This window comes from Sphingobacterium sp. R2, assembly GCF_040760075.1.
Lineage (GTDB): Bacteria > Bacteroidota > Bacteroidia > Sphingobacteriales > Sphingobacteriaceae > Sphingobacterium.
In genome coordinates, this window is the sequence record NZ_CP142884.1 from 2932836 (window position 1) to 2954132 (window position 21297).

The following is a 21297-nucleotide window of genomic DNA, read 5'->3' on the forward strand; positions in this document are numbered from 1 at the left end:
AATGACGACAACGCAGGTTAAAATGGAAGAATTGGTGCGGAAATATAACGTAGCGGCACCGCGCTATACAAGTTATCCGACTGTTCCTTTTTGGGATAACACAACATTTTCTAGCGAAGCTTGGACAGCCCAAGTGTACCAGACATTTCAGCAGTCAAAAGAAAAGGGGATTAGTTTATATATCCATCTTCCATTTTGTGAAAGCCTATGTACCTATTGCGGGTGTAATACCCGTATCACAAAAAATCATCGTGTTGAAGAGCCCTATATCGCATCGCTTTTGAAGGAATGGGAAATGTATGTCGCTCTATTTAATGGTGAAAGGCCAATGCTGGCAGAGATACATTTGGGAGGAGGGACACCGACATTTTTTCACCCGGATAATCTGAAGATGCTTATCGAAGGTATTCTCAAAGATGCAGATGTGGCCCCAAACAGTTCATTCTCCTTTGAAGCGCATCCTGCCAACACGACAGTCACTCATTTAGAAACTTTATTTGATTTGGGATTCCGCAGGCTAAGTTTGGGTATACAGGATTTTGATCCTCTTGTCCAGTTTGTGATTAACAGACAACAAACATTGGAAGAAGTGGAATTGGTTATGTTGAATGCTCGAAAAATTGGATTTGACTCCATTAACTTCGATTTGATCTATGGATTGCCTAAACAAACACAGTATACGGTGGAAGATACAATACAAAAAGCAATGCAGCTAAGCCCCGATCGAATTTCCTTTTATAGCTATGCGCATGTGCCATGGATAAAACCTGGGCAACGGCATTATACCGAAGCTGACTTGCCCAGTGGTGCTGCCAAATTAGCCCTCTATAATCTTGGGAAAAAAATGATTTTGGCACATGGTTATGAAGATGTCGGTATGGATCATTTTGCGAAAAAAGAAGACGCGTTATTTGTTGCCTTTCAACAGGAAAGGTTGCACCGTAATTTTATGGGCTATGCCGATCGGTTTAGTCCCTTGCTCATCGGTATTGGGGTTTCTTCGATCAGCGACGCCTGGGGTGCATTTGCTCAAAACGTAAAGACGGTTGAGGAATATCATAAGCTCATTGAAGCAGGCGAGTTGCCCGTTGTAAAGGGGCATTTACTCAATGAGGAGGACCTTATTGTAAGACGTTATATATTAGATATGATGTGCAAAGGTAAAGTGCAGTTGCAGGAGGGGGAGCCGTTAAACAGACAAATTAAAGAGGAATTATCCGAGCTCGTAGCAGACGGTTTGGTAGTGATAACGGGCGACCTTATAGCGTGTACTGTTGTCGGTCGATCTTTTTTAAGAAATATCTGCATGGCTTTCGACCAGCGATTATTGCGCTCAAGGACACAAAATCAATTATTTAGTCAAGCAATTTAGAACAAAGGTATGGCGGAGCTCAAGGAAGAACTACAACTGGCAGAAAAATGTTTTCATTGCGGTGATAAAATAGAAGAGACGGGCTATCGGCTAGATCATCATGACTTTTGCTGCCTGGGATGTCAGACTGTATATCAGGTGTTGAACGATAGTGGCATGCAACAATATTATCGCTATAATCAGCACCCTGGTAAGTCGAACAAATCGAAGCACGAAGATTTTTCTTATCTGGATGAACCACAAATTGCCAGTAAATTAGTGGATTATAAAGATGATAAGATGACCATCATCACTTTTTATATTCCAGCTATTCACTGTAGCTCCTGTATCTGGTTGCTGGAAAATTTATATAAACTTAATCCCAGTGTACTGCAGTCTCGCGTGGACTTTATGAAGAAACAGGCGAGCATTACATTCAACCACAACGAGCTGCCATTGAAAGATCTTGTTTATCTCCTGGTCAATATCGGTTATGATCCTAAAATCACCTTGCAGGATGTTGTGAAGGAAGGGAATCGAAACAATCTGAATCCTTTGGTCGCAAAAATTGCTGTTGCCGGTTTCTGTTTTGGAAACTCAATGCTATTCAGCTTTCCCGATTATTTTGGAATGGGGAGTTTTGAAAGAGAATATGCCAATTTCTTTGGTTACATCAACCTCGCTTTTGGTATTCCAGTGTTATTGTATTGTGCATCGGACTATTTTAAATCGGCTTACCTGAGCTTGAAACAAAAACGTTTGAATCTGGATGTGCCGTTGGCACTCGGGATTCTTGTACTATTTGTGCGTTCTGCTTTTGAAGTGATAACACAGACGGGCGCAGGTTTTACAGATACACTCTGTAGTCTTGTATTCTTTATATTGATCGGAAAATGGGTACAACAACGGACATATTACCATATTTCGTTTGAACGGGATTATCGTAGTTATTTTCCTGTTGCAGTAACCGTATTGACCGAGTCTGGTGACAAACCTGTACAACTGGCCGATGTGCATATCGGTGACCGTATTTTAGTTCGGAACAATGAAATTATACCAGCAGATGCCATGCTTTTAAAAGGGGATGCTGCAATCGATTTTAGTTTTGTGACCGGAGAATCAAGCCCGATGAGCAAAACCTTGGGTGAAATTATCTATGCAGGCGGACGTCAGATCGGCGAAGCGATAGAACTTGAAGTCGTTAAACCTATTTCACAATCGTATTTGACGAAATTGTGGAATAACGATAATTATAAAGATTATGACAAGCATTTTCAGACTTTTGTCAACTTTATAAGTAAATATTTTACTGTTGTTTTATTAGCTATTGCACTATTGGCAGCACTATTTTGGGTTGTTGGTGGAGATGCAAGCAGGGCTTGGGGAGCTTTTACGGCGGTATTGATTATCGCATGTCCATGTGCGTTGGCGTTGAGCTCTCCATTTACCCTTTCTGCGGCTTTAAGTGTATTTGATCGAAATAAATTCTATGTAAAAAATACCGCTGCCATTGAACAAATGGCAACGATTGATACCTTAGTGTTCGATAAGACAGGTACAATATCATCACCCAAGGCAACCTCAATTTATTTCGAAGGTAGCCTTTCAGCAGTCGACAAAGAGGTGCTGAATGCTGTTTGTAGAAATTCCAGCCATCCATTGAGCCGCGAAATTGTCAAGTGGCTCAACGTCTCTTCTATTAGTGCAGTACAGAAATTTAAGGAATTTCCTGGAAAGGGAATGCAGGCCAAGGTCAATGGCAATGAAGTTAGAATCGGTAGCGGAGGTTTTCTTGATATTGGACATATTAAAACAGATGGGTCGGTGGTTTTTGTTCGCATAGGCGGCGAGCTAAGAGGATACTTTACTATGGAGCAATCCTGGCGGGATGGTCTTTCGGCGTTGATTGAAGATTTTAAAATAAATTATAACCTCCATTTAATCTCAGGTGATAACGATAGACGCTTGGATGCGTTGCAGCTTATTTTTCCTTCCAATGCAAGTTTGCTTTTTAATCAATCACCCATGGAAAAGCTTGAGACAATTCAAAATTTTCAGGAGGTTGGAAAGCATGTCTGCATGATTGGTGACGGACTTAACGATGCAGGGGCACTGCGTAAAGCCAATCTGGGCATCGCTGTGAGTGATGATATCAATAACTTTTCACCGGGCTGCGATGCGATACTCGATGGCGAGTCGTTTTCAAAACTGCCGGATTTCTTTGCTTTTAGTAAAGATGCGGTGAAAGTAATACATATGAGCTTTGGAATATCTCTTTTATATAATGTAATTGGTTTGAGCTTTGCCGTGCAAGGTATTATGTCGCCATTATTTGCGGCGATTCTAATGCCAATCAGTACGGTAACGATCATCTCCTTTACGAGTCTCATGACGAGATGGTATGCCAAACGCCGTAAACTCTAATTATTATGGAAATAATGTATATTTTGATTGGTTGTAGTGTTTTGCTGGCTTTAATTTTCCTATGTGCTTTTTTCTGGGCCAATAAAACCGGTCAGCATAACGATACCTATACACCTGCTGTTCGGATTCTTTTTGATGATGAAATGACAGAAGGAGAAGAAAAAATAGGGTGACGTAACTAAAACGTTATCGTAATTAAATCAATTACTTTTCTTTGTATTTAAGGTTATTATCAATAAAATTGGAGATAAATACCAATTTGAATTAAAAAATTATGCATAATAATCCATTTTCATTAAAAGATAAGGTAGTTGTAATTACGGGCGGTACAGGAATTTTAGGTGAGGCATTTGTGGAGGCATTAGCCGAGGCAGAGGCCAAGGTGGCAATCCTGGGACGTAATGGACAGATCGGTGTAGAGCGTGTTCAGCAAGTAGAGTCTCTAGGGGGTGAAGCTATATTTGTGGAAGTCGACATCATGAACGAGCAGGATGTCAACAGGGCGAAAGATGAAATTTTGCAAAAATGGGGGAGAATAGATGCTTTAGTTAACGCGGTTGGAGGTAATATTCCAGGTGCAACAATCGGTGCTGATCAAGACCTGTTTTCCAGCAATATTCAGGATACCATTAAAGCAATTGAGCTTAACCTGTATGGTACGATGATTCCTACACATATTATTGGCCGGGTGATTGCAGAAAGCGGAAAGGGTGTCATTATTAATATATCTTCTCTAACTGCTAGTCGTCCATTCACCCGTGTTTTGGGCTATACCGTAGCAAAACATGGAATCGATGGCTATACAAAGTGGATGGCAACAGAACTTGCGCAGCGTTATGGTGATCAGGTTCGTGTCAATGCAATTGCGCCCGGAGTATTCTTAACCAAGCAAAACAAAAACTTATTGATCAATCCAGACGGTACGCATAGCGATCGTACTAAACGTATCCTTAATGCAACACCCTACAATCGCTTGGGTGACCCGCGTGAGCTAAAAGGGACTTTAATCTATTTATTGAGCGATGCATCAGCTTTTGTGACAGGCGAAACCGTTTTTGTAGATGGCGGTTTTAATGCATGGTGCGGTGTATAATTACGTTTTAAGATGAGAAAACTAGAACAAACATGGCGTTGGTATGGACCAAATGACCCCGTATCTTTACAGGATATCAAACAGGCTGGAGCAACTGGTATTGTGACAGCCCTACATCACATTCCACACGGTGAGGTATGGCCACTTGCGGATATTCAAGAAAGGAAACGCATTATTGAAGAAGCTGGCCTTACTTGGTCTGTGGTGGAAAGTGTGACGGTACATGAGGAGATTAAGACAAAAGGGGCGAAGGTGGATGAGTATCTTCAAAAATATAACACGACGTTAGTTAATCTGGCGAAATGCGGTATCAAGACGATTTGCTATAACTTTATGCCCGTGCTGGATTGGACACGTACTCAATTGGATTTAACCATGGCCGATGGTTCAAAAGCCTTATATTTTGACTGGATTGATCTGGCTCTCTTTGATATATTTATATTAAAACGTGATGAAGCTAGGTCAGCATATCCAGAAGCTGTTGTCAAACAGGCGACTTTACGTTATGATGAAATTTCTGAACAACAAAAGCAGGAATTGGCAAATGTTGTTTTAATGGGAATCCCCGGAGAAAAAAGTGTGGAATTGGACGCATTAAAAGCCAGCCTTAATACCTATAAACATATTGGAAAAGACGGCCTACGCAGTAATTTAATTTATTTCCTTCAGGGGATTGCATCAACTTGTGAGGAAAACGGTATATGTATGACTATCCATCCGGATGATCCACCATATCCTATTTTAGGTTTACCCCGCATTGCCAGTAGCGGCGAAGATTTTGACTACTTTCTGCATGCAGTTCCGCAGCAATTTAATGGTGTTTGTTTTTGCACAGGATCGTTGGGTGCCAGTCAGACGAACGATTTGCCCGCTATCCTAGAAAAAATTAAAGGGCGTGTAAACTTCGTTCACTTACGTAATGTGAAGAAGGATGCGATCGGGAGTTTTTATGAAGCAGACCATTTGGATGGTGATGTCAATATGTATAAAATTATGAAGATATTGGTTGCTGAAAACCAAGTGAGGTCGATAGCTATTCCATTCAGGCCAGATCATGGTCATCAGATGCTGGATGACCTAAATAAGGTGACAAATCCAGGATACTCTGCGATAGGAAGACTGAGAGGGCTAGCTGAATTGCGGGGTTTAGAATATGGTATTATTGGTGAATGAGGCCAATAACTCACATAAAGATCAGATGAAATGACAGTCGGAAAATAGGAGCGTTTACCTCTTATTTTCCGACTTTTTTTTGCTACGTATACAAAAAAGATAATGGCAAAGATTATAGGGAAGATTTGCGAATAATAAGCTGTGTGGGGAGTTCAATCGTTTCAAATTCATGTATTGGTCTCGTTTGGTTAATGGTAGCGATTAATTTGTTTGTCGCTAGTTCCCCGATTTCTATTGCCGGCTGTACAACTGTGGATAGTGCCGGATTTAAAGATGCTGCAATTTGTGTATTTGAGAAGCCAATTACAGCCACCTCAGCAGGAACTTGAATCTGAAGATCGGCCAAAATACCCAGCGTCCGGGTTGTAATAACATCTGTAGCACCGAAAATAGCATCGATATTTTCGTTTTCAATATATTCTTTAAGCAAAACTTTTCTAATTGTTTGGTCTATATCTTTGGTATGATTTAAACTACATTCAATATAGTGCTTATTGTCAAAAGGAATTCCCGCGTCTGATAAAGCAGATTTAAAGCCATTTAGCCGTTCGGTTGCCACACCCAAATTCTTTCCCGTAATATGCAATATACTTTTTTTACCCCGCTCGGTCAGATGCTTCGTGGCATTGTAGGCGCCTTGAAAATTATTGACACCTACTTTGAAGGTATCAAGCTGGTGGTTGATACGATCAAAGATAACAACTGGTATCTGAGATTTTATCAGTGCTTTTAGTTCTTCTATATTTGAATCGGAGGATACCGGAGCTATCATTAAGCCATCAATTCCACGCATACGTAAGACGTCAATACAATTTTTCTCTATACGTTCATCTTCCCGGCTTTGCATGAAAATAACATCATACACCGTTTGCTGAGAGGCTATTTGGATTCCGTCCAGAATTTGAGAAACGAATGTATTGCTGATATTGGAAACGATAACTCCTATGGTGTTTGACTTCCCTATTTTTAAACTCCTTGCTAACTTATTTGGTTGGAAGTTATGCTTTTTGGCGTATTCCTGAACGATCTTTTTAGTGGCCTCACTTATCTCATAACTGTCTGATAGTGCTTTTGAAACCGTAGAGACAGAAATATTGAGTGCTAATGCTATATCTTTCAGGGTAGTTCTGCTCATCGCTTTGTTGGTTATTTTAAAAAGATAAATCTACATAAAAATATATATATAAGCATTTTTATATGCTTGCATTGTTAATCTGTAGCAGGCATGTTACGAAACACATAGTTACTGCCTTCTTGCCACTTAGTCTAGAATTTGTTTACCTATAGCTTAGTTAAGTTAGGTTTAGTATGGGTTCAACCTATACTAAACCTAAACAAACCCTAACTAAACCCTAAGTAAACCCTAAACTAAGCTATAACATGCTAGCTTCTTTGATGCCTTCGATCGGCCGTCCTATATTACGCATTCGGCAGGCCATTTAGCACGGCGCTGCCTGCTGCATGCAATCTGGGCAAGATACCGGCCATGTGCCCCTTAAATTCCGCTCCGGGAGACTGCTTCCCAAAAAATAATCTCCCATCCTTCCAGCGAGTTATGTCCAAAATGAAATAAATAAGAACAAAAGGCTTGGAAATTTGTTCCCAAACTTCCTATCTTTGCACCACTCCGCAAGGGAGGAACGGTTACCTCGAGAGAAGGAACCCTGAAAAAGGAAGGGTTTAAGAGAAGTCTGGCAGGATCTAAAATCCCGCCCGGTTTATTTTAAACGCGGAAATCGAAAAAAGCGAAAAGAAAAAAAAACTTCAAAAATTTTTTGGAAGTTCAAAAAAAAGATTTCTACCTTTGCAGTCCCAACGGAAACGGAGGGGAAACAAAAAAGATAAAGAGGGGCGCAATGCCCATCGGAATATAGCAGATACGGAAGTTGAAGCGACAAAGTTCTTTAAGAAAACACAATCATGTAAGCGTGACGAGTAGACAAACGAAAGTCATGAACAAATTCAAGTAATTCGTTCAATTCGATCCAAGATCAGAGATATAAAAAAAGAATTCTGATTATTATAAATAGTTGGAATCAAAAACTTCATTTTACAATGGAGAGTTTGATCCTGGCTCAGGATGAACGCTAGCGGCAGGCCTAATACATGCAAGTCGGACGGGATCCGGTGGTAGCTTGCTACCACTGGTGAGAGTGGCGCACGGGTGCGTAACGCGTGAGCAACCTACCTCTATCAGGGGGATAGCCTCTCGAAAGAGAGATTAAGACCGCATAATATAATTTCCCGGCATCGAGAAATTATTAAATATTTATAGGATAGAGATGGGCTCGCGTGACATTAGCTAGTTGGTAGGGTAACGGCTTACCAAGGCGACGATGTCTAGGGGCTCTGAGAGGAGAATCCCCCACACTGGTACTGAGACACGGACCAGACTCCTACGGGAGGCAGCAGTAAGGAATATTGGTCAATGGGCGGAAGCCTGAACCAGCCATGCCGCGTGCAGGATGACTGCCCTATGGGTTGTAAACTGCTTTTGTCCAGGAATAAACCTAGATACGTGTATCTAGCTGAATGTACTGGAAGAATAAGGATCGGCTAACTCCGTGCCAGCAGCCGCGGTAATACGGAGGATCCGAGCGTTATCCGGATTTATTGGGTTTAAAGGGTGCGTAGGCGGCCTGTTAAGTCAGGGGTGAAATACGGTGGCTCAACCATCGCAGTGCCTTTGATACTGACGGGCTTGAATCCATTTGAAGTGGGCGGAATAAGACAAGTAGCGGTGAAATGCATAGATATGTCTTAGAACTCCGATTGCGAAGGCAGCTCACTAAGCTGGTATTGACGCTGATGCACGAAAGCGTGGGGATCGAACAGGATTAGATACCCTGGTAGTCCACGCCCTAAACGATGATAACTCGATGTTGGCGATAGACAGCCAGCGTCCCAGCGAAAGCGTTAAGTTATCCACCTGGGGAGTACGCCCGCAAGGGTGAAACTCAAAGGAATTGACGGGGGCCCGCACAAGCGGAGGAGCATGTGGTTTAATTCGATGATACGCGAGGAACCTTACCCGGGCTTGAAAGTTAGTGAAGGATGCAGAGACGCATCCGTCCTTCGGGACACGAAACTAGGTGCTGCATGGCTGTCGTCAGCTCGTGCCGTGAGGTGTTGGGTTAAGTCCCGCAACGAGCGCAACCCCTATGTTTAGTTGCCAGCATGTAGTGGTGGGGACTCTAAACAGACTGCCTGCGCAAGCAGAGAGGAAGGTGGGGACGACGTCAAGTCATCATGGCCCTTACGTCCGGGGCTACACACGTGCTACAATGGATGGTACAGCGGGCAGCTACATAGCAATATGATGCTAATCTCTAAAAGCCATTCACAGTTCGGATTGGGGTCTGCAACTCGACCCCATGAAGTTGGATTCGCTAGTAATCGCGTATCAGCAATGACGCGGTGAATACGTTCCCGGGCCTTGTACACACCGCCCGTCAAGCCATGAAAGTTGGGGGTACCTAAAGCATGTTACCGCAAGGAGCGTGTTAGGGTAAAACCGATAATTGGGGCTAAGTCGTAACAAGGTAGCCGTACCGGAAGGTGCGGCTGGAATACCTCCTTTCTAGAGTATCGCGGATCGGTACTCGTCACGTTACATATGATTGCAAAAGAAGAAAAACATCAGAAGAAAGTGCCCGCCCCTAAGGGAGCAGGACCGAGAGAGATAGATGAACAGGAAATAGCTAGTCCCGTAGCTCAGTTGGTTAGAGCACTACACTGATAATGTAGGGGTCAGCAGTTCAAATCTGCTCGGGACTACGAAAATTAAAGGGGAATTAGCTCAGCTGGCTAGAGCACCTGCCTTGCACGCAGGGGGTCAACGGTTCGAATCCGTTATTCTCCACATCTCCGGGAGGAACATCGACAGATGCTCCATAAAAAAAGCCGGAAAAAGAGTTCTTTGACATATTGAAAGAGAAAAAAAATTACAAGAGAAGACAACAGTATAGAGACAATACGTGTATGTGTCTGATGTAGAGAGGAGACCCTCGGTCAAGGCCGAACGAATCTTTACGTAGCATAGGTGTATATATATCAAAAGCAGCCGCATAGTGGCAAAAGGCTATGCCGGTGAAGAAAGTAAATAAGGGCACACGGGGGATGCCTAGGCTCTCAGAGGCGAAGAAGGACGTGATAAGCTGCGATAAGCTGCGGGGATTGGCAAATGCGACGTGATCCGTAGATTTCCGAATGGGGCAACCTGGCTATTTGAAGAATAGCCGTATAAAACGCGAACGCGCTGAACTGAAACATCTAAGTAGGCGTAGGAGAAGAAAATAACAATGATTTCCCAAGTAGTGGCGAGCGAACGGGAAAGAGCCCAAACCGTTTATGTTACGGCATAGACGGGGTTGTAGGACCACGAGATTGTACAATGCTATGAACTGGAAGCAGGTGGGAAACTGCGCGACAAGGGTGAGAGCCCCGTACAGGTAAAGAATGTTGACATAGTGGTATCCTGAGTACCGCGGGACCGGAGAAATCCTGTGGGAATCCACCAGCACCATCTGGTAAGGCTAAATACTCCTGAGAGACCGATAGTGAACCAGTACCGTGAGGGAAAGGTGAAAAGAACCCCGAACAGGGGAGTGAAAAGAACCTGAAACCGTGTGCTTACAAGCGGTTGGAGCAGACGAGTTCTGTGACAGCGTGCCTTTTGCATAATGAGCCTACGAGTTACTCTTGTCTGGCAAGGTTAAGTCCTTCAGGGACGCAGCCGAAGCGAAAGCGAGTCTTAATAGGGCGCATAGTCAGATGAGGTAGACGCGAAACCTTGTGATCTACCCTTGGGCAGGTTGAAGTTGCAGTAACATGTAATGGAGGACCGAACCGATAAACGTTGAAAAGTTTCCGGATGACCTGAGGGTAGGGGTGAAAGGCCAATCAAACTGGGAAATAGCTCGTACTCCCCGAAATGTTTTTAGGAACAGCGTCGGCGTAGAGTTTGATAGAGGTAGAGCTACCGATTGGGTGCGGGGGAGTCAAATCCTACCAAATCCAGACGAACTCCGAATGCTATCAAATATAGCCGGCAGTGAGGCTTTGGGTGCTAAGGTCCAAGGCCGAGAGGGAAAGAACCCAGACCATCAGCTAAGGTCCCCAAATTCGTTCTAAGTTGAACTAACGAGGTCCGGTTGCCCAGACAGCTAGGATGTTGGCTTGGAAGCAGCCATTCATTTAAAGAGTGCGTAACAGCTCACTAGTCGAGCGGCCGGGCGTGGATAATAAACGGGCATCAAGAACGGTACCGAAGCTATGGATTTGCACTGAAAGATGTACATCTGGTAGGGGAGCATTCCATCGCCGGAGAAGCACAGTGGTAATGCTGTGTGGAGGTTATGGAAAAGCAAATGTAGGCATAAGTAACGATAAGGCGGGTGAGAAACCCGCCCACCGAAAGACCAAGGTTTCCTGATCAACGTTAATCGGATCAGGGTCAGTCGGGACCTAAGGCGCACCCGAAAGGGGCAAGCCGATGGACAACTGGTTAATATTCCAGTACTCTTCATAACTGCGATGTGGTGACGGAGTAGTGACACTGCCGCGAACTGACGGAATAGTTCGTTGAAAGGCGTAGGTATTGGGGTTGTAGGCAAATCCGCAACTCTAGCTGAAACCCAATAGTACAGCAAAGCTCCGGTGGCGCTGATAGAGCAGGTAAACAGACTTCCAAGAAAACCCGCTAAGCTTCAGGTTATGAAGACCCGTACCGCAAACCGACACAGGTGGTCGAGGAGAGAATCCTAAGGTGCTCGAGTGAGTCATGGCTAAGGAACTCGGCAAAATGGCCCTGTAACTTCGGGAGAAGGGGCGCTGTCTCGAAAGAGCAGCCGCAGTGAAAAGGCCCAGGCGACTGTTTAACAAAAACATATGGCTTTGCAAAATCGCAAGATGAAGTATAAGGCCTGACACCTGCCCGGTGCTGGAAGGTTAAGAGGGGATGTCATCGCAAGAGAAGCATTGAATCGAAGCCCCAGTAAACGGCGGCCGTAACTATAACGGTCCTAAGGTAGCGAAATTCCTTGTCGGGTAAGTTCCGACCTGCACGAATGGTGTAACGATCTGGGCGCTGTCTCAGCCATGAGCTCGGTGAAATTGTGGTATCGGTGAAGACGCCGATTACCCGCAACGGGACGGAAAGACCCCATGCACCTTCACTATAGCTTAACATTGAGATTGGGTACAGGATGTGTAGGATAGGCGGGAGATGTTGAAGTGGCTTCGCCAGGAGTCATGGAATCAACCTTGAAATACCGCCCTTTCTGTATCCGGTTTCTAACTCGGCAATGCCGAGGACATTGTTTGGTGGGTAGTTTGACTGGGGTGGTCGCCTCCAAAAAGGTAACGGAGGCTTTCAAAGGTAAGCTCAGTACGCTTGGTAACCGTACGCGGAGTGCAATGGCATAAGCTTGCTTGACTGTGAGACCGACAAGTCGAACAGGGTCGAAAGACGGACATAGTGATCCGGTGGTTCTGTATGGAAGGGCCATCGCTCAAAGGATAAAAGGTACGCTGGGGATAACAGGCTGATCTCCCCCAAGAGCTCATATCGACGGGGAGGTTTGGCACCTCGATGTCGGCTCGTCACATCCTGGGGCTGGAGAAGGTCCCAAGGGTTGGGCTGTTCGCCCATTAAAGTGGCACGCGAGCTGGGTTCAGAACGTCGCGAGACAGTTCGGTCCCTATCTGTTGTGGGCGTTGGAAGTTTGAGTGGATCTGACCTTAGTACGAGAGGACCGGGTTGGACAGACCTCTGGTGAACCTGTTATGCCGCCAGGTGTACGGCAGGGTAGCTACGTCTGGAATAGATAAGCGCTGAAAGCATCTAAGTGCGAAACTAGCCACGAGATGAGACTTCCTTATAGGGTCGTAGGAGATGACTACGTTGATAGGCCATAGGTGTAAAGGTTGAGAGACCAAAGCCAAGTGGTACTAATAGCCCGAAGCTTTCTCAAGCAGACAGACACTGTTGTCTTCCTCTTTAATTTTTGAAACGTACAGAAACGTGACTCTTTCAGTATATATGTCAATTGGCATGGATATGCTCATAACTGATCATACCATAGCAGCCAATAAAGATTTTTAGGTGCCTATATCGGCGGTGTCTACCTCTTCCCATTCCGAACAGAGCAGTCAAGCCCGCCAGAGCCGATGGTATTGCCGTAACAGGTGGGAGAGTAGGTCGGTGCCTTTTTTTACACGGAAGCCCTTGCTGGAAACAGTCAAGGGCTTCTTTCGTTTTAATACATATTCCGTATTTCCATGTAGAGGCTATTGCCTATCCTTCGCCTATCGGTTATCGCAGCACAGGACCGTCGGAGAGCCCGGTCCATCGGCAGCTGCTCCGAAACCGCCGCTATCCTGCAACATTACTATTGGACAATCGTTTACATTTCATAATTGCTTTTTTACTTCGATTTGTCTGCTGCCGCTAAAAGATGTTGAGGCTGGTCTATCCGTAGCTGTTCCGCGACTGGCAACGACCTCAGTTGCATAATGCATCTTCATCGAAGTATCTTGATCAATCTCAGGCCAAATGAGCAATTGTATCGATAGCGGCTATTTCATAACTAAGGCAGAGGATTGTCGTAAGGTAACGACAACCTTTTCGATTGTAATAATAGGTCAACTTATATTGAAAGATACTGAGAAAAGTGATGGAGATCACTTTTGACTTCACAATTAATTATAGGAACGCCGATTCACCAAATTTTATTTCTGATAACTTATTTATATTCAGTAGCAAATTGTGTTTACAAAGGGAAAACCGAGATTGAGCTAAAAGTGATGCACATCACTTTTGTACGCATTGTGCATCATTAGATTGTCATAAAATGCTGCTTACTTTTGAAGCAGAATCAACAATTTAAGTAATGCAGTTAGAGCAATTTAATTACGACAATAAGATTGTCAGAAATTTCGGAATCGCTACCATTATTTGGGGGATAGTTGGTATGACCATAGGATTGCTTGTGGCGACTCAGCTTGTTTGGCCTCAGATGAACTTTGGATTGCAATTTACAACATTTGGCCGTGTACGTCCTGTACATACCAATGCGGTGATTTTTGCTTTCGTAGGGAATGGTATTTTTATGGGAGTTTATTACTCCTTACAGCGGGTGCTTAAAGCAAGAATGTTCAGTGATGCTTTGAGTAAGCTCCATTTTTGGGGTTGGCAATTAATTATTGTTGCCTCGGCTATCACACTCCCACTCGGTCTTACTTCAAGCCATGAGTATGCCGAAATGGAATGGCCTATTGATATCGCTATCACCCTTATTTGGGTTGTATTTGGTATCAATATGTTCGGCACTATTATCAAACGACGCGAACGTCATATGTATGTCGCAGTTTGGTTTTATATCGCCACATTTGTTACGGTCGCTGTTTTGCACATTGTCAACTCCATTCAATTGCCTGTAGCGGGCTGGAAAAGTTACTATGTGTACAAAGGTGTACAGGATGCGCTGGTACAATGGTGGTATGGTCACAATGCAGTTGCTTTTTTCTTGACAACTCCTTATTTGGGAATGATGTATTATTTCCTTCCTAAGATGGCCAACCGTCCAGTTTACTCTTACAAGTTAAGTATTCTTCACTTTTGGTCTTTAATCTTTATTTATATCTGGGCAGGTCCTCACCATTTGCTCTATACGGCGCTACCGGGTTGGGTACAGTCTTTAGGGGTTGTATTCTCCATTATGTTGATTGCTCCGAGTTGGGGCGGTATGATCAATGGCTTGTTGACCTTACGTGGTGCCTGGGATAAGGTACGTACAGAGCCTATGTTAAAATTCATGGTCGTGGCACTTACCTGTTATGGGATGGCAACTTTCGAGGGGCCTATGTTATCCTTGAAACAAGTTAATGCAATTGCTCACTTTACCGATTGGATTGTAGCACACGTACACGTGGGGGCATTGGGATGGAACGGATTTATGACATTCGGAATTTTGTACTGGTTGATCCCTCGTATTTATAAAACAGAACTCTACTCTAAAAAACTGGCATCAACTCACTTCTGGATTGGTACACTGGGTATTTTGTTCTATGCAATCCCAATGTATTGGGCAGCTGTAGTGCAAGGTTTGATGTGGAAAGAATTCACACCAGAGGGCGTTTTGAAATATCCGAACTTCCTTGCGACGACATTAGAAATTCTGCCGATGCACATGATGCGTGCGTTAGGTGGGGCTCTTTATCTGTCTGGTGTGTTCTTGATGACGTTCAACTTGATCAAAACGATGAAAGGCGGAAAGCTTCTGGCCAATGAACCAGCGGAAGCCCCTGCATTATTGCCGGTTCAGGTAAACGAACAGTCTCAACACCGTCGCCTTGAACGCAAGCCAATTTTATTTATGGTGTTAGCGCTAATTGCCATCCTTATCGGAGGTATGGTCGAGATGGTACCGACGTTTACAATTTCTAAGAACGTTCCCACAATTGCTAGTGTGAAACCTTACACAGCATTGGAATTGCAAGGACGGGATCTGTATGTTAGAGAAGGCTGCGTGAATTGTCATACACAGACGATCCGTCCGTTTAGGTCAGAAACAGCGCGATATGGTGAATACAGTAAAGCTGGTGAGTTTGTGTACGATACACCGTTTTTATGGGGCTCGAAGCGGACTGGACCGGATCTGCACCGGATCGGAGGGAAATATCCGAACAAATGGCACTTTGACCACTTGATGGATCCAACAATTACTTCTCCTGGAAGTATCATGCCAACTTATCCATGGCTGATCGATCAGAAATTGGACAATTCTATTCTGCAGGATAAAATGAAAGCATTGCGCAAATTGGGTATTCCATATACCGATGCTGAAATTGAACATGCTGAACAGGATCTTACTAAGCAAGCGCAAAAAATTGCTGATGATCTGAAACAAAATCAAGTGAATGTGCTAGCTGATCGTGAGATTGTAGCCGTAATTGCATACTTGCAGCGACTTGGAACAGATATAAAAGCAGCGCCGAAGGTAGCTGATAATACTATTAACGCAAATCAATAAAGCGATGTTTAAGCAAATAACAAATCTAAACGGCAGTGAGCTTTATTTAATCGCATCACTTTGGATCTTCTTGATTTTCTTCATCTCAGTAGCAATTATGTTGTTCCGCATGAAAAGAGACTATGTTACTTACATGAAGGAATTGCCTTTGGAAGAAGACGAAACAGAAAAGGAACTGAATCATTCACCTGAAAGTCTATAATATATGAGTTTATTATTGGATACTGCACCGGCTACCGCAGAAGTTGTTCAATCTACGATAGGATTTGGTACAGATAATTTATACACAGATATCTTAATTATCGTATTGATCGTTGTGATGCTGGCTCTCCTCGCTTCGGCATTGATGGTCAATCGTGCGATGAAATCCATTATTAAGATTACCATGCCTGAATTGGCCAACGAGGAAAAACTCAAGAAGGCAGCAAACAAGGGTTGGATGAAAAGGTCATGGAACAAGATCATGGGGATCAGACCGATTTCAGAAGAGAAAGATATTGTCATAGACCATGAGTATGACGGTATTCGCGAATTAGATAATCCGATTCCAATATGGTTTAATTTCCTCTTTTACGGAACAATCTTTTTTGGTCTTGTTTACTTATTCGTTTATCAGGTTTCTGGTATAGGAATGAACCAAGATCAGGAATATGAACATGAAATGGTCATTGCTGAGAAAGAACGTCAGGCTTATCTGACAGCTTCAGCGAGTAACGTAGATGAAAGTAGCGTGGAGTTTCAGCCGGAATTGGCCGCCGATGGGAAAGCTATCTTTACGGCAAACTGCGTGGCATGCCACGGTGGAAGCGGTGAAGGTGGTATCGGACCGAACTTGACCGATAAGTTTTGGTTACATGGTGGTGAAATAAAAGATATCTTCAAAACCATTAAATATGGCGTTCCTGATAAAGGAATGGTGCCTTGGGAACAAACTTTGAGCCCTGCTCAAATTGCCCAGGTGGCGAGTTATATTGTCACATTAAGGGATACTAACCCTGCTAATCCAAAAGCTCCGCAAGGTGAAGAGGTTAACTATGGTGGTGGGCAGGCAGCAAGTGGAGATAAATCAGCAGAAGAAGGTAAAACAGATCAAGCTGAAACAGAAAAAAAAGCGGACTAATAAATCGAAATGACAATGAGTACAGTAGTATTGAATAATGCCAATAATGGTCGATCTAAGTCAAAAAAGAGACAATGGATTTATGCCAAGAAACCGCAGGGACAACTTTACAAAAAGAGACAGTGGGTTGGATATTCACTGCTACTGTTCTTATTTGTCGCTCCTTTTATCAAAATAAATGGCGAACCGTTTTTAATGTTTAACATTATTGACCGGAAATTCTCCATCTTAGGAAATCTTTTCTATCCGCAAGATCTTTACATATTCGTATTTGGCATGTTGATCGTGATGGTATGTGTGGTTTTGTTTACTGTTGTCTTTGGACGGGTATGGTGTGGGTGGACTTGCCCTCAGACCATTTTTATGGAATTGATATTTAGAAGGATCGAGTATTGGATTGAAGGTGATTGGCAACAGCAAAAAAAATTGGATGCAGGTCCGAATACCGATCAAAAGCAGTTTAAGAAATTGTTGAAACATAGCATTTTTTTGATCATATCGTTTTTCATCTCCAATATCTTTCTATCTTACATTATCGGTGTCGATGCTTTGTTAAAGATTATCACTGATCCGCTGGATCAACATATTGGTGGTCTTATCTCAATCACAATATTTACATTAGTTTTCTATGGTGTCTTTGCATATGTTAGAGAAATTGTATGTATAGCAATCTGCCCATACGGACGATTGCAAGGAGTACTCTTGGATGATCAGAGTATTACCGTTGCTTATGATCATAGACGTGGAGAACCTAGAGGAAAATATCAAAAGGATGTCATGACACCTCAGGGTGATTGTGTGGACTGCAAGCTCTGTGTCCATGTATGTCCTACAGGAATCGATATTCGAAAAGGCTTGCAATTGGAATGCGTAAGTTGTACGGCATGTATCGACGCCTGTGATGCTGTCATGGACAAAATCGGAAAGCCTAAAAAGTTAATTGGCTTTTATCCAATGGGCGAGATCGAGGGTACGCTCAAGAAAAAAAACAATACGAGAACGATAGCTTACTCCATCGTGCTGGTCGCTCTAATGACTGTCTTTTGTTTTCTATTGTTCAATCGTTCTCAGGTGGATGGAAGGTTACTCCGTGCAAAGGGAAGTACTTACCAGCTTCGTGACGATAAGACAATAAGCAACTTGTATTCTTTGGAATTGATCAATAAGTCTGGCAAAGAAATGCCTTTCAAGCTGGTCTGCGATGATCCTCGTTTAAAGATTCAGCTGGTTAACCCTATCCAAAAATTAGATAAAGATGGGCACGCAACTATGAGTTTTTTTCTCATTATCGCGAATAAAGACGTGGAGACTTATAAAAGTGATGTAAAATTAGCGATCTATTCGGGTGATAAGAAAGTGGAAAGTTTAAAAACTACTTTTATAGCGCCTCCCGGTATGAATTAAAATGAAAAACAATGAATTGGGGTACAAAAATTTTTTTAACCTTGGCGGTATTTATGTTGTGCATAGTCGGAGCAGGTGTCTATATGGTAAGCCATGACTCGGATAGTCTGGAGGAAGATGATTACTACGAACAGGGACTGAATTATGACCAAGCGTACGATAAAAAGCAGAATGTATTGACTATGAAGGAATCTCCGACTGTCGAAATCAGGAAAGACACCTTGTATATTCATTTTGTCTCCAAAGAAAACAAAGGGAAATTGGTTTTTCGAAAGCCTTCTGACAATCGATTGGATAGAGAATTACCGTTTCAGACGACAGGTAATCTCTATACCCTTCCAATCTCCACGTTCGATAAAGGAATGTGGAACCTCTATATTGACTGGAAAAGTGCGGGTAAAGATTTTCTGTTTGAAGAGCATATTTTATTTTAGTTTAGGGAAATGAGCTATACTTATTTTGCTTTTTTCATGGGATTGTTTGGCAGTATACATTGTGCGGTAATGTGTGGTCCACTGATTTTTGCCATAGAAGGGAGACAGGGGTTGGGTTGGACAGTTTTCCTAAATAAAATATTATATCAATCCGGTAGGGTACTGACCTATGGTTGTTTGGGGCTGTTACTCGGTACGATAGGGACATTTGCACAAATTCAAGGTTGGCAGCGCAGCTTGAGCTGGGCCACAGGCATTATACTGATAGGAATTGCTTTGTTTCAGCTAGTCGGTAAGCATAACAAAACGATTGCCAGCTGGCAGACCAAAGCTGTGCAGCCTATTGTACGGTTGTTGTCTAAGTGGTTGTATAAGCCAGGGGGTAGCTTTATAGCTGGTGTGTTGAATGGATTATTACCCTGTGGCATGGTCTACATGGCACTCATGTCTTCCATCAATGCGGATAGTCCACTCCAAAGTTTTTTCTTTATGTTATGTTTTGGTTTGGGAACTATACCGTTGTTGTTTCTCTTTTCTTTTCTTGGAAATTTTTCCAAATCCTTCAAAATTGGATTTTCAAAGTGGGTACCTTTTCTATATTTCTTGTTGGGAATATGGTTTGTACTTCGTGGTGCCAATTTAGATATTCCCTATTTAAGTCCATTTATTCATGTTGAGGGTGCAATAAACTGTGTTTAACGACAACAATATGTCGGTACTAAATATTATATTTGGTCAAACCCTTAACATACAAAATGGAGGTACTTCATCATATCTTACAAATAATATTACAATATTATTGGATCCCTTTACTGATTCTTTACATTGGTGTAATTGGGACCATCTTGATCGAAAACCGTAATCCATCCAAGACTATTGCCTGGATTATGGTCATTGTGTTTTTGCCCGGCATTGGTTTACTTAGTTACTATTTCTTTGGACAAAAATTTAAGAAGGTCAAAAGAATGAAACGGGTATACCGTGAGCAGTCTAAAAAGCTATTGGATGCTTGGCGTAAGGAATCCGAAATTATGGAGGAACATATTGATACGTTAAATGAGCGTATCGGAAGTTTAGCTATGGTGTTTCGATACCTCAAAAACCAAAAAATATCTACCTTTTCCCTGAATAACGAGGTGACGCTATTTATCAATGGGGAAGAAAAGTTTCCTGTCCTTATCGACCGGCTTAAAGCAGCCGAGCATTCCATCCATATGGAATATTACATTTGGGAAATGGATGAAATAGGCTGTGAAATTTTGCATATTTTAGAAGAAAAAGCAAAAAATGGTGTCACTGTGCGTCTAATATTAGACAGTTTTGGTGCGCCCGATGTAATTAAATATTTGCGACGGAATAAACCTAATTTTGAATTTCAAGCCTTTCTTCCTGTTACTTTTAGCTCTTTGGCAAATAGTAACTACAGAAATCACCGTAAGATCGTGGTTATAGATGGCAAGATCGGCTTTGTTGGTGGGATCAATATTTCGGATCGATATATCAATAACGGAAAGAATGAGATTTACTGGCGGGATACGGCGATGATGGTAATCGGCGCAGCAGTAAATACCTTACAGATACAGTTTTGGAATAGCTGGAATCAGACAGAAGCGGAATCTTTTGAACTCGGGCGGGGTTATTTAAATCGATTTCCATTAACCAATGAAGATGCCAGCGGAGTAGGGTTCACAGCGAGTGATCCCGGATCGCCAGCACCATTCAATATGGAAGCAATTATTGCCGGTATAAATGAAGCTAAAGAGTATGTACAGTTGTGTACTCCATATTTTATTCCAAGCGATCAATTGACAACTGCTTTAATGTTGGCTGTTTCGTCGGGTGTTCGTGTGGATTTGATGTTGCCGGCCAAGTCTGATTCGTATTTCGTCCAACACGCTTCTTTTTCATTTATCAAACCGCTACTGGAAAGAGGAGTTAATGTTTACCTCTATAAAAAAGGGTTTCTCCATGCTAAAACGGTCTGCATTGATGGAAAGCTGGCTTATATTGGTACGACAAACCTGGATATCAGGAGTTTTTATATCAATTTCGAAATTTCAGGAATTATCTCGGATAAAGCACTCTGTGACCGTCTGAATGCACAGTTTTTGGCTGATATTGAATTTTCAGATCTGATTACAATTCGAAGTTGGATGCAGCGAAGTCGTTGGAAACGAGGTGTCGATTCTATCTGCAGACTATTGGCTCCCTTGCTTTAAATAATCTTTAGGGCGTAGAGATTAACCCGATGAATAGGGATAATA

General features: G+C 42.8%; 13 protein-coding genes, 2 tRNA genes and 3 rRNA genes. 17 read left to right on the top strand and 1 reads right to left on the bottom strand.

From position 1 onward, the window contains the following. Nucleotide 1: 1 nt before the first annotated feature. From hemN to uxuA, 5 genes are all read left to right on the top strand, one after another. Entirely contained in the window at nucleotides 2–1372 is a 1371-nt protein-coding gene (gene hemN, locus VXM68_RS12095; RefSeq protein ID WP_367208876.1) for an oxygen-independent coproporphyrinogen III oxidase, read from the top strand. 9 nt (nucleotides 1373–1381) lie between these two features. Continuing rightward, a complete protein-coding gene (locus VXM68_RS12100) occupies nucleotides 1382–3775 on the top strand; it encodes a heavy metal translocating P-type ATPase (RefSeq protein ID WP_367208877.1) in 2394 nt (797 codons plus the stop codon). 5 nt (nucleotides 3776–3780) lie between these two features. Beyond that, nucleotides 3781–3948, top strand: coding sequence for a cbb3-type cytochrome oxidase assembly protein CcoS (ccoS, locus tag VXM68_RS12105; RefSeq protein WP_293953644.1), 168 nt, complete (start codon nucleotides 3781–3783; stop codon nucleotides 3946–3948). 101 nt (nucleotides 3949–4049) lie between these two features. Continuing rightward, nucleotides 4050–4868, top strand: a complete 819-nt coding sequence (locus VXM68_RS12110; protein WP_293953646.1) for an SDR family oxidoreductase — start codon at nucleotides 4050–4052, stop codon at nucleotides 4866–4868. Nucleotides 4869–4880: 12 nt separating this feature from the next. Further along, a complete protein-coding gene (uxuA, locus tag VXM68_RS12115; protein ID WP_293953648.1) occupies nucleotides 4881–6041 on the top strand; it encodes a mannonate dehydratase in 1161 nt (386 codons plus the stop codon). A gap of 112 nt (nucleotides 6042–6153) precedes the next feature. Here the strand turns inward: uxuA and VXM68_RS12120 are convergent, their stop codons facing one another. Beyond that, entirely contained in the window at nucleotides 6154–7176 is a 1023-nt protein-coding gene (locus VXM68_RS12120; protein WP_293953650.1) for a LacI family DNA-binding transcriptional regulator, read from the bottom strand. 917 nt (nucleotides 7177–8093) lie between these two features. Between VXM68_RS12120 and VXM68_RS12125 the strand changes: the two genes are divergently transcribed. The 12 genes from VXM68_RS12125 (at nucleotide 8094) to cls (ending at nucleotide 21252) form a co-directional block, all read left to right on the top strand. Next, a 16S ribosomal RNA gene (locus tag VXM68_RS12125) occupies nucleotides 8094–9621 on the top strand. A gap of 123 nt (nucleotides 9622–9744) precedes the next feature. Next, nucleotides 9745–9818 (top strand) — tRNA-Ile (locus tag VXM68_RS12130). Nucleotides 9819–9829: 11 nt separating this feature from the next. Continuing rightward, nucleotides 9830–9903, top strand: a tRNA-Ala gene (locus VXM68_RS12135). Between the two features lie 230 nt (nucleotides 9904–10133). Further along, nucleotides 10134–13015 (top strand): 23S ribosomal RNA (locus VXM68_RS12140). A gap of 127 nt (nucleotides 13016–13142) precedes the next feature. After that, nucleotides 13143–13254 (top strand): 5S ribosomal RNA (rrf, locus tag VXM68_RS12145). Together the 16S, 23S and 5S rRNA genes with 2 tRNA genes alongside form the textbook arrangement of a ribosomal RNA operon. A gap of 679 nt (nucleotides 13255–13933) precedes the next feature. Beyond that, the gene (gene ccoN / locus VXM68_RS12150; RefSeq protein WP_293955560.1) at nucleotides 13934–16075 is read left to right on the top strand and encodes a cytochrome-c oxidase, cbb3-type subunit I; all 2142 of its coding nucleotides are present in this window, start codon (nucleotides 13934–13936) and stop codon (nucleotides 16073–16075) included. 4 nt (nucleotides 16076–16079) lie between these two features. Continuing rightward, the gene (locus VXM68_RS12155; protein WP_294184760.1) at nucleotides 16080–16277 is read left to right on the top strand and encodes a hypothetical protein; all 198 of its coding nucleotides are present in this window, start codon (nucleotides 16080–16082) and stop codon (nucleotides 16275–16277) included. A 3-nt stretch (nucleotides 16278–16280) separates the two neighbouring features. After that, entirely contained in the window at nucleotides 16281–17195 is a 915-nt protein-coding gene (locus VXM68_RS12160; protein ID WP_294184759.1) for a cbb3-type cytochrome c oxidase N-terminal domain-containing protein, read from the top strand. Nucleotides 17196–17210: 15 nt separating this feature from the next. After that, nucleotides 17211–18599, top strand: a complete 1389-nt coding sequence (ccoG, locus tag VXM68_RS12165) for a cytochrome c oxidase accessory protein CcoG (RefSeq protein ID WP_367208878.1) — start codon at nucleotides 17211–17213, stop codon at nucleotides 18597–18599. 11 nt (nucleotides 18600–18610) lie between these two features. Then, entirely contained in the window at nucleotides 18611–19033 is a 423-nt protein-coding gene (locus tag VXM68_RS12170) for a FixH family protein (RefSeq protein WP_293955557.1), read from the top strand. A gap of 9 nt (nucleotides 19034–19042) precedes the next feature. Next, entirely contained in the window at nucleotides 19043–19732 is a 690-nt protein-coding gene (locus VXM68_RS12175) for a sulfite exporter TauE/SafE family protein (protein WP_293955556.1), read from the top strand. 56 nt (nucleotides 19733–19788) lie between these two features. Next, nucleotides 19789–21252, top strand: coding sequence for a cardiolipin synthase (gene cls, locus VXM68_RS12180; RefSeq protein WP_294348949.1), 1464 nt, complete (start codon nucleotides 19789–19791; stop codon nucleotides 21250–21252). The last annotated feature ends 45 nt before the right edge of the window (nucleotides 21253–21297 follow it).

What these genes read in the sequence shown, in the direction of transcription:
- VXM68_RS12160 (WP_294184759.1), top strand. Translation starts at nt 16,281, where the DNA reads ATGAGTTTATTATTGGATACTGCACCGGCTACCGCAGAAGTTGTTCAA.
- ccoG (WP_367208878.1), top strand. Translation starts at nt 17,211, where the DNA reads ATGAGTACAGTAGTATTGAATAATGCCAATAATGGTCGATCTAAGTCA.
- VXM68_RS12170 (WP_293955557.1), top strand. Translation starts at nt 18,611, where the DNA reads ATGAATTGGGGTACAAAAATTTTTTTAACCTTGGCGGTATTTATGTTG.
- VXM68_RS12155 (WP_294184760.1), top strand. Translation starts at nt 16,080, where the DNA reads ATGTTTAAGCAAATAACAAATCTAAACGGCAGTGAGCTTTATTTAATC.
- cls (WP_294348949.1), top strand. Translation starts at nt 19,789, where the DNA reads ATGGAGGTACTTCATCATATCTTACAAATAATATTACAATATTATTGG.
- VXM68_RS12120 (WP_293953650.1), bottom strand. Translation starts at nt 7,176, where the DNA reads ATGAGCAGAACTACCCTGAAAGATATAGCATTAGCACTCAATATTTCT.
- hemN (WP_367208876.1), top strand. Translation starts at nt 2, where the DNA reads ATGACGACAACGCAGGTTAAAATGGAAGAATTGGTGCGGAAATATAAC.
- VXM68_RS12100 (WP_367208877.1), top strand. Translation starts at nt 1,382, where the DNA reads ATGGCGGAGCTCAAGGAAGAACTACAACTGGCAGAAAAATGTTTTCAT.
- VXM68_RS12175 (WP_293955556.1), top strand. Translation starts at nt 19,043, where the DNA reads ATGAGCTATACTTATTTTGCTTTTTTCATGGGATTGTTTGGCAGTATA.
- uxuA (WP_293953648.1), top strand. Translation starts at nt 4,881, where the DNA reads ATGAGAAAACTAGAACAAACATGGCGTTGGTATGGACCAAATGACCCC.
- VXM68_RS12110 (WP_293953646.1), top strand. Translation starts at nt 4,050, where the DNA reads ATGCATAATAATCCATTTTCATTAAAAGATAAGGTAGTTGTAATTACG.
- ccoN (WP_293955560.1), top strand. Translation starts at nt 13,934, where the DNA reads ATGCAGTTAGAGCAATTTAATTACGACAATAAGATTGTCAGAAATTTC.
- ccoS (WP_293953644.1), top strand. Translation starts at nt 3,781, where the DNA reads ATGGAAATAATGTATATTTTGATTGGTTGTAGTGTTTTGCTGGCTTTA.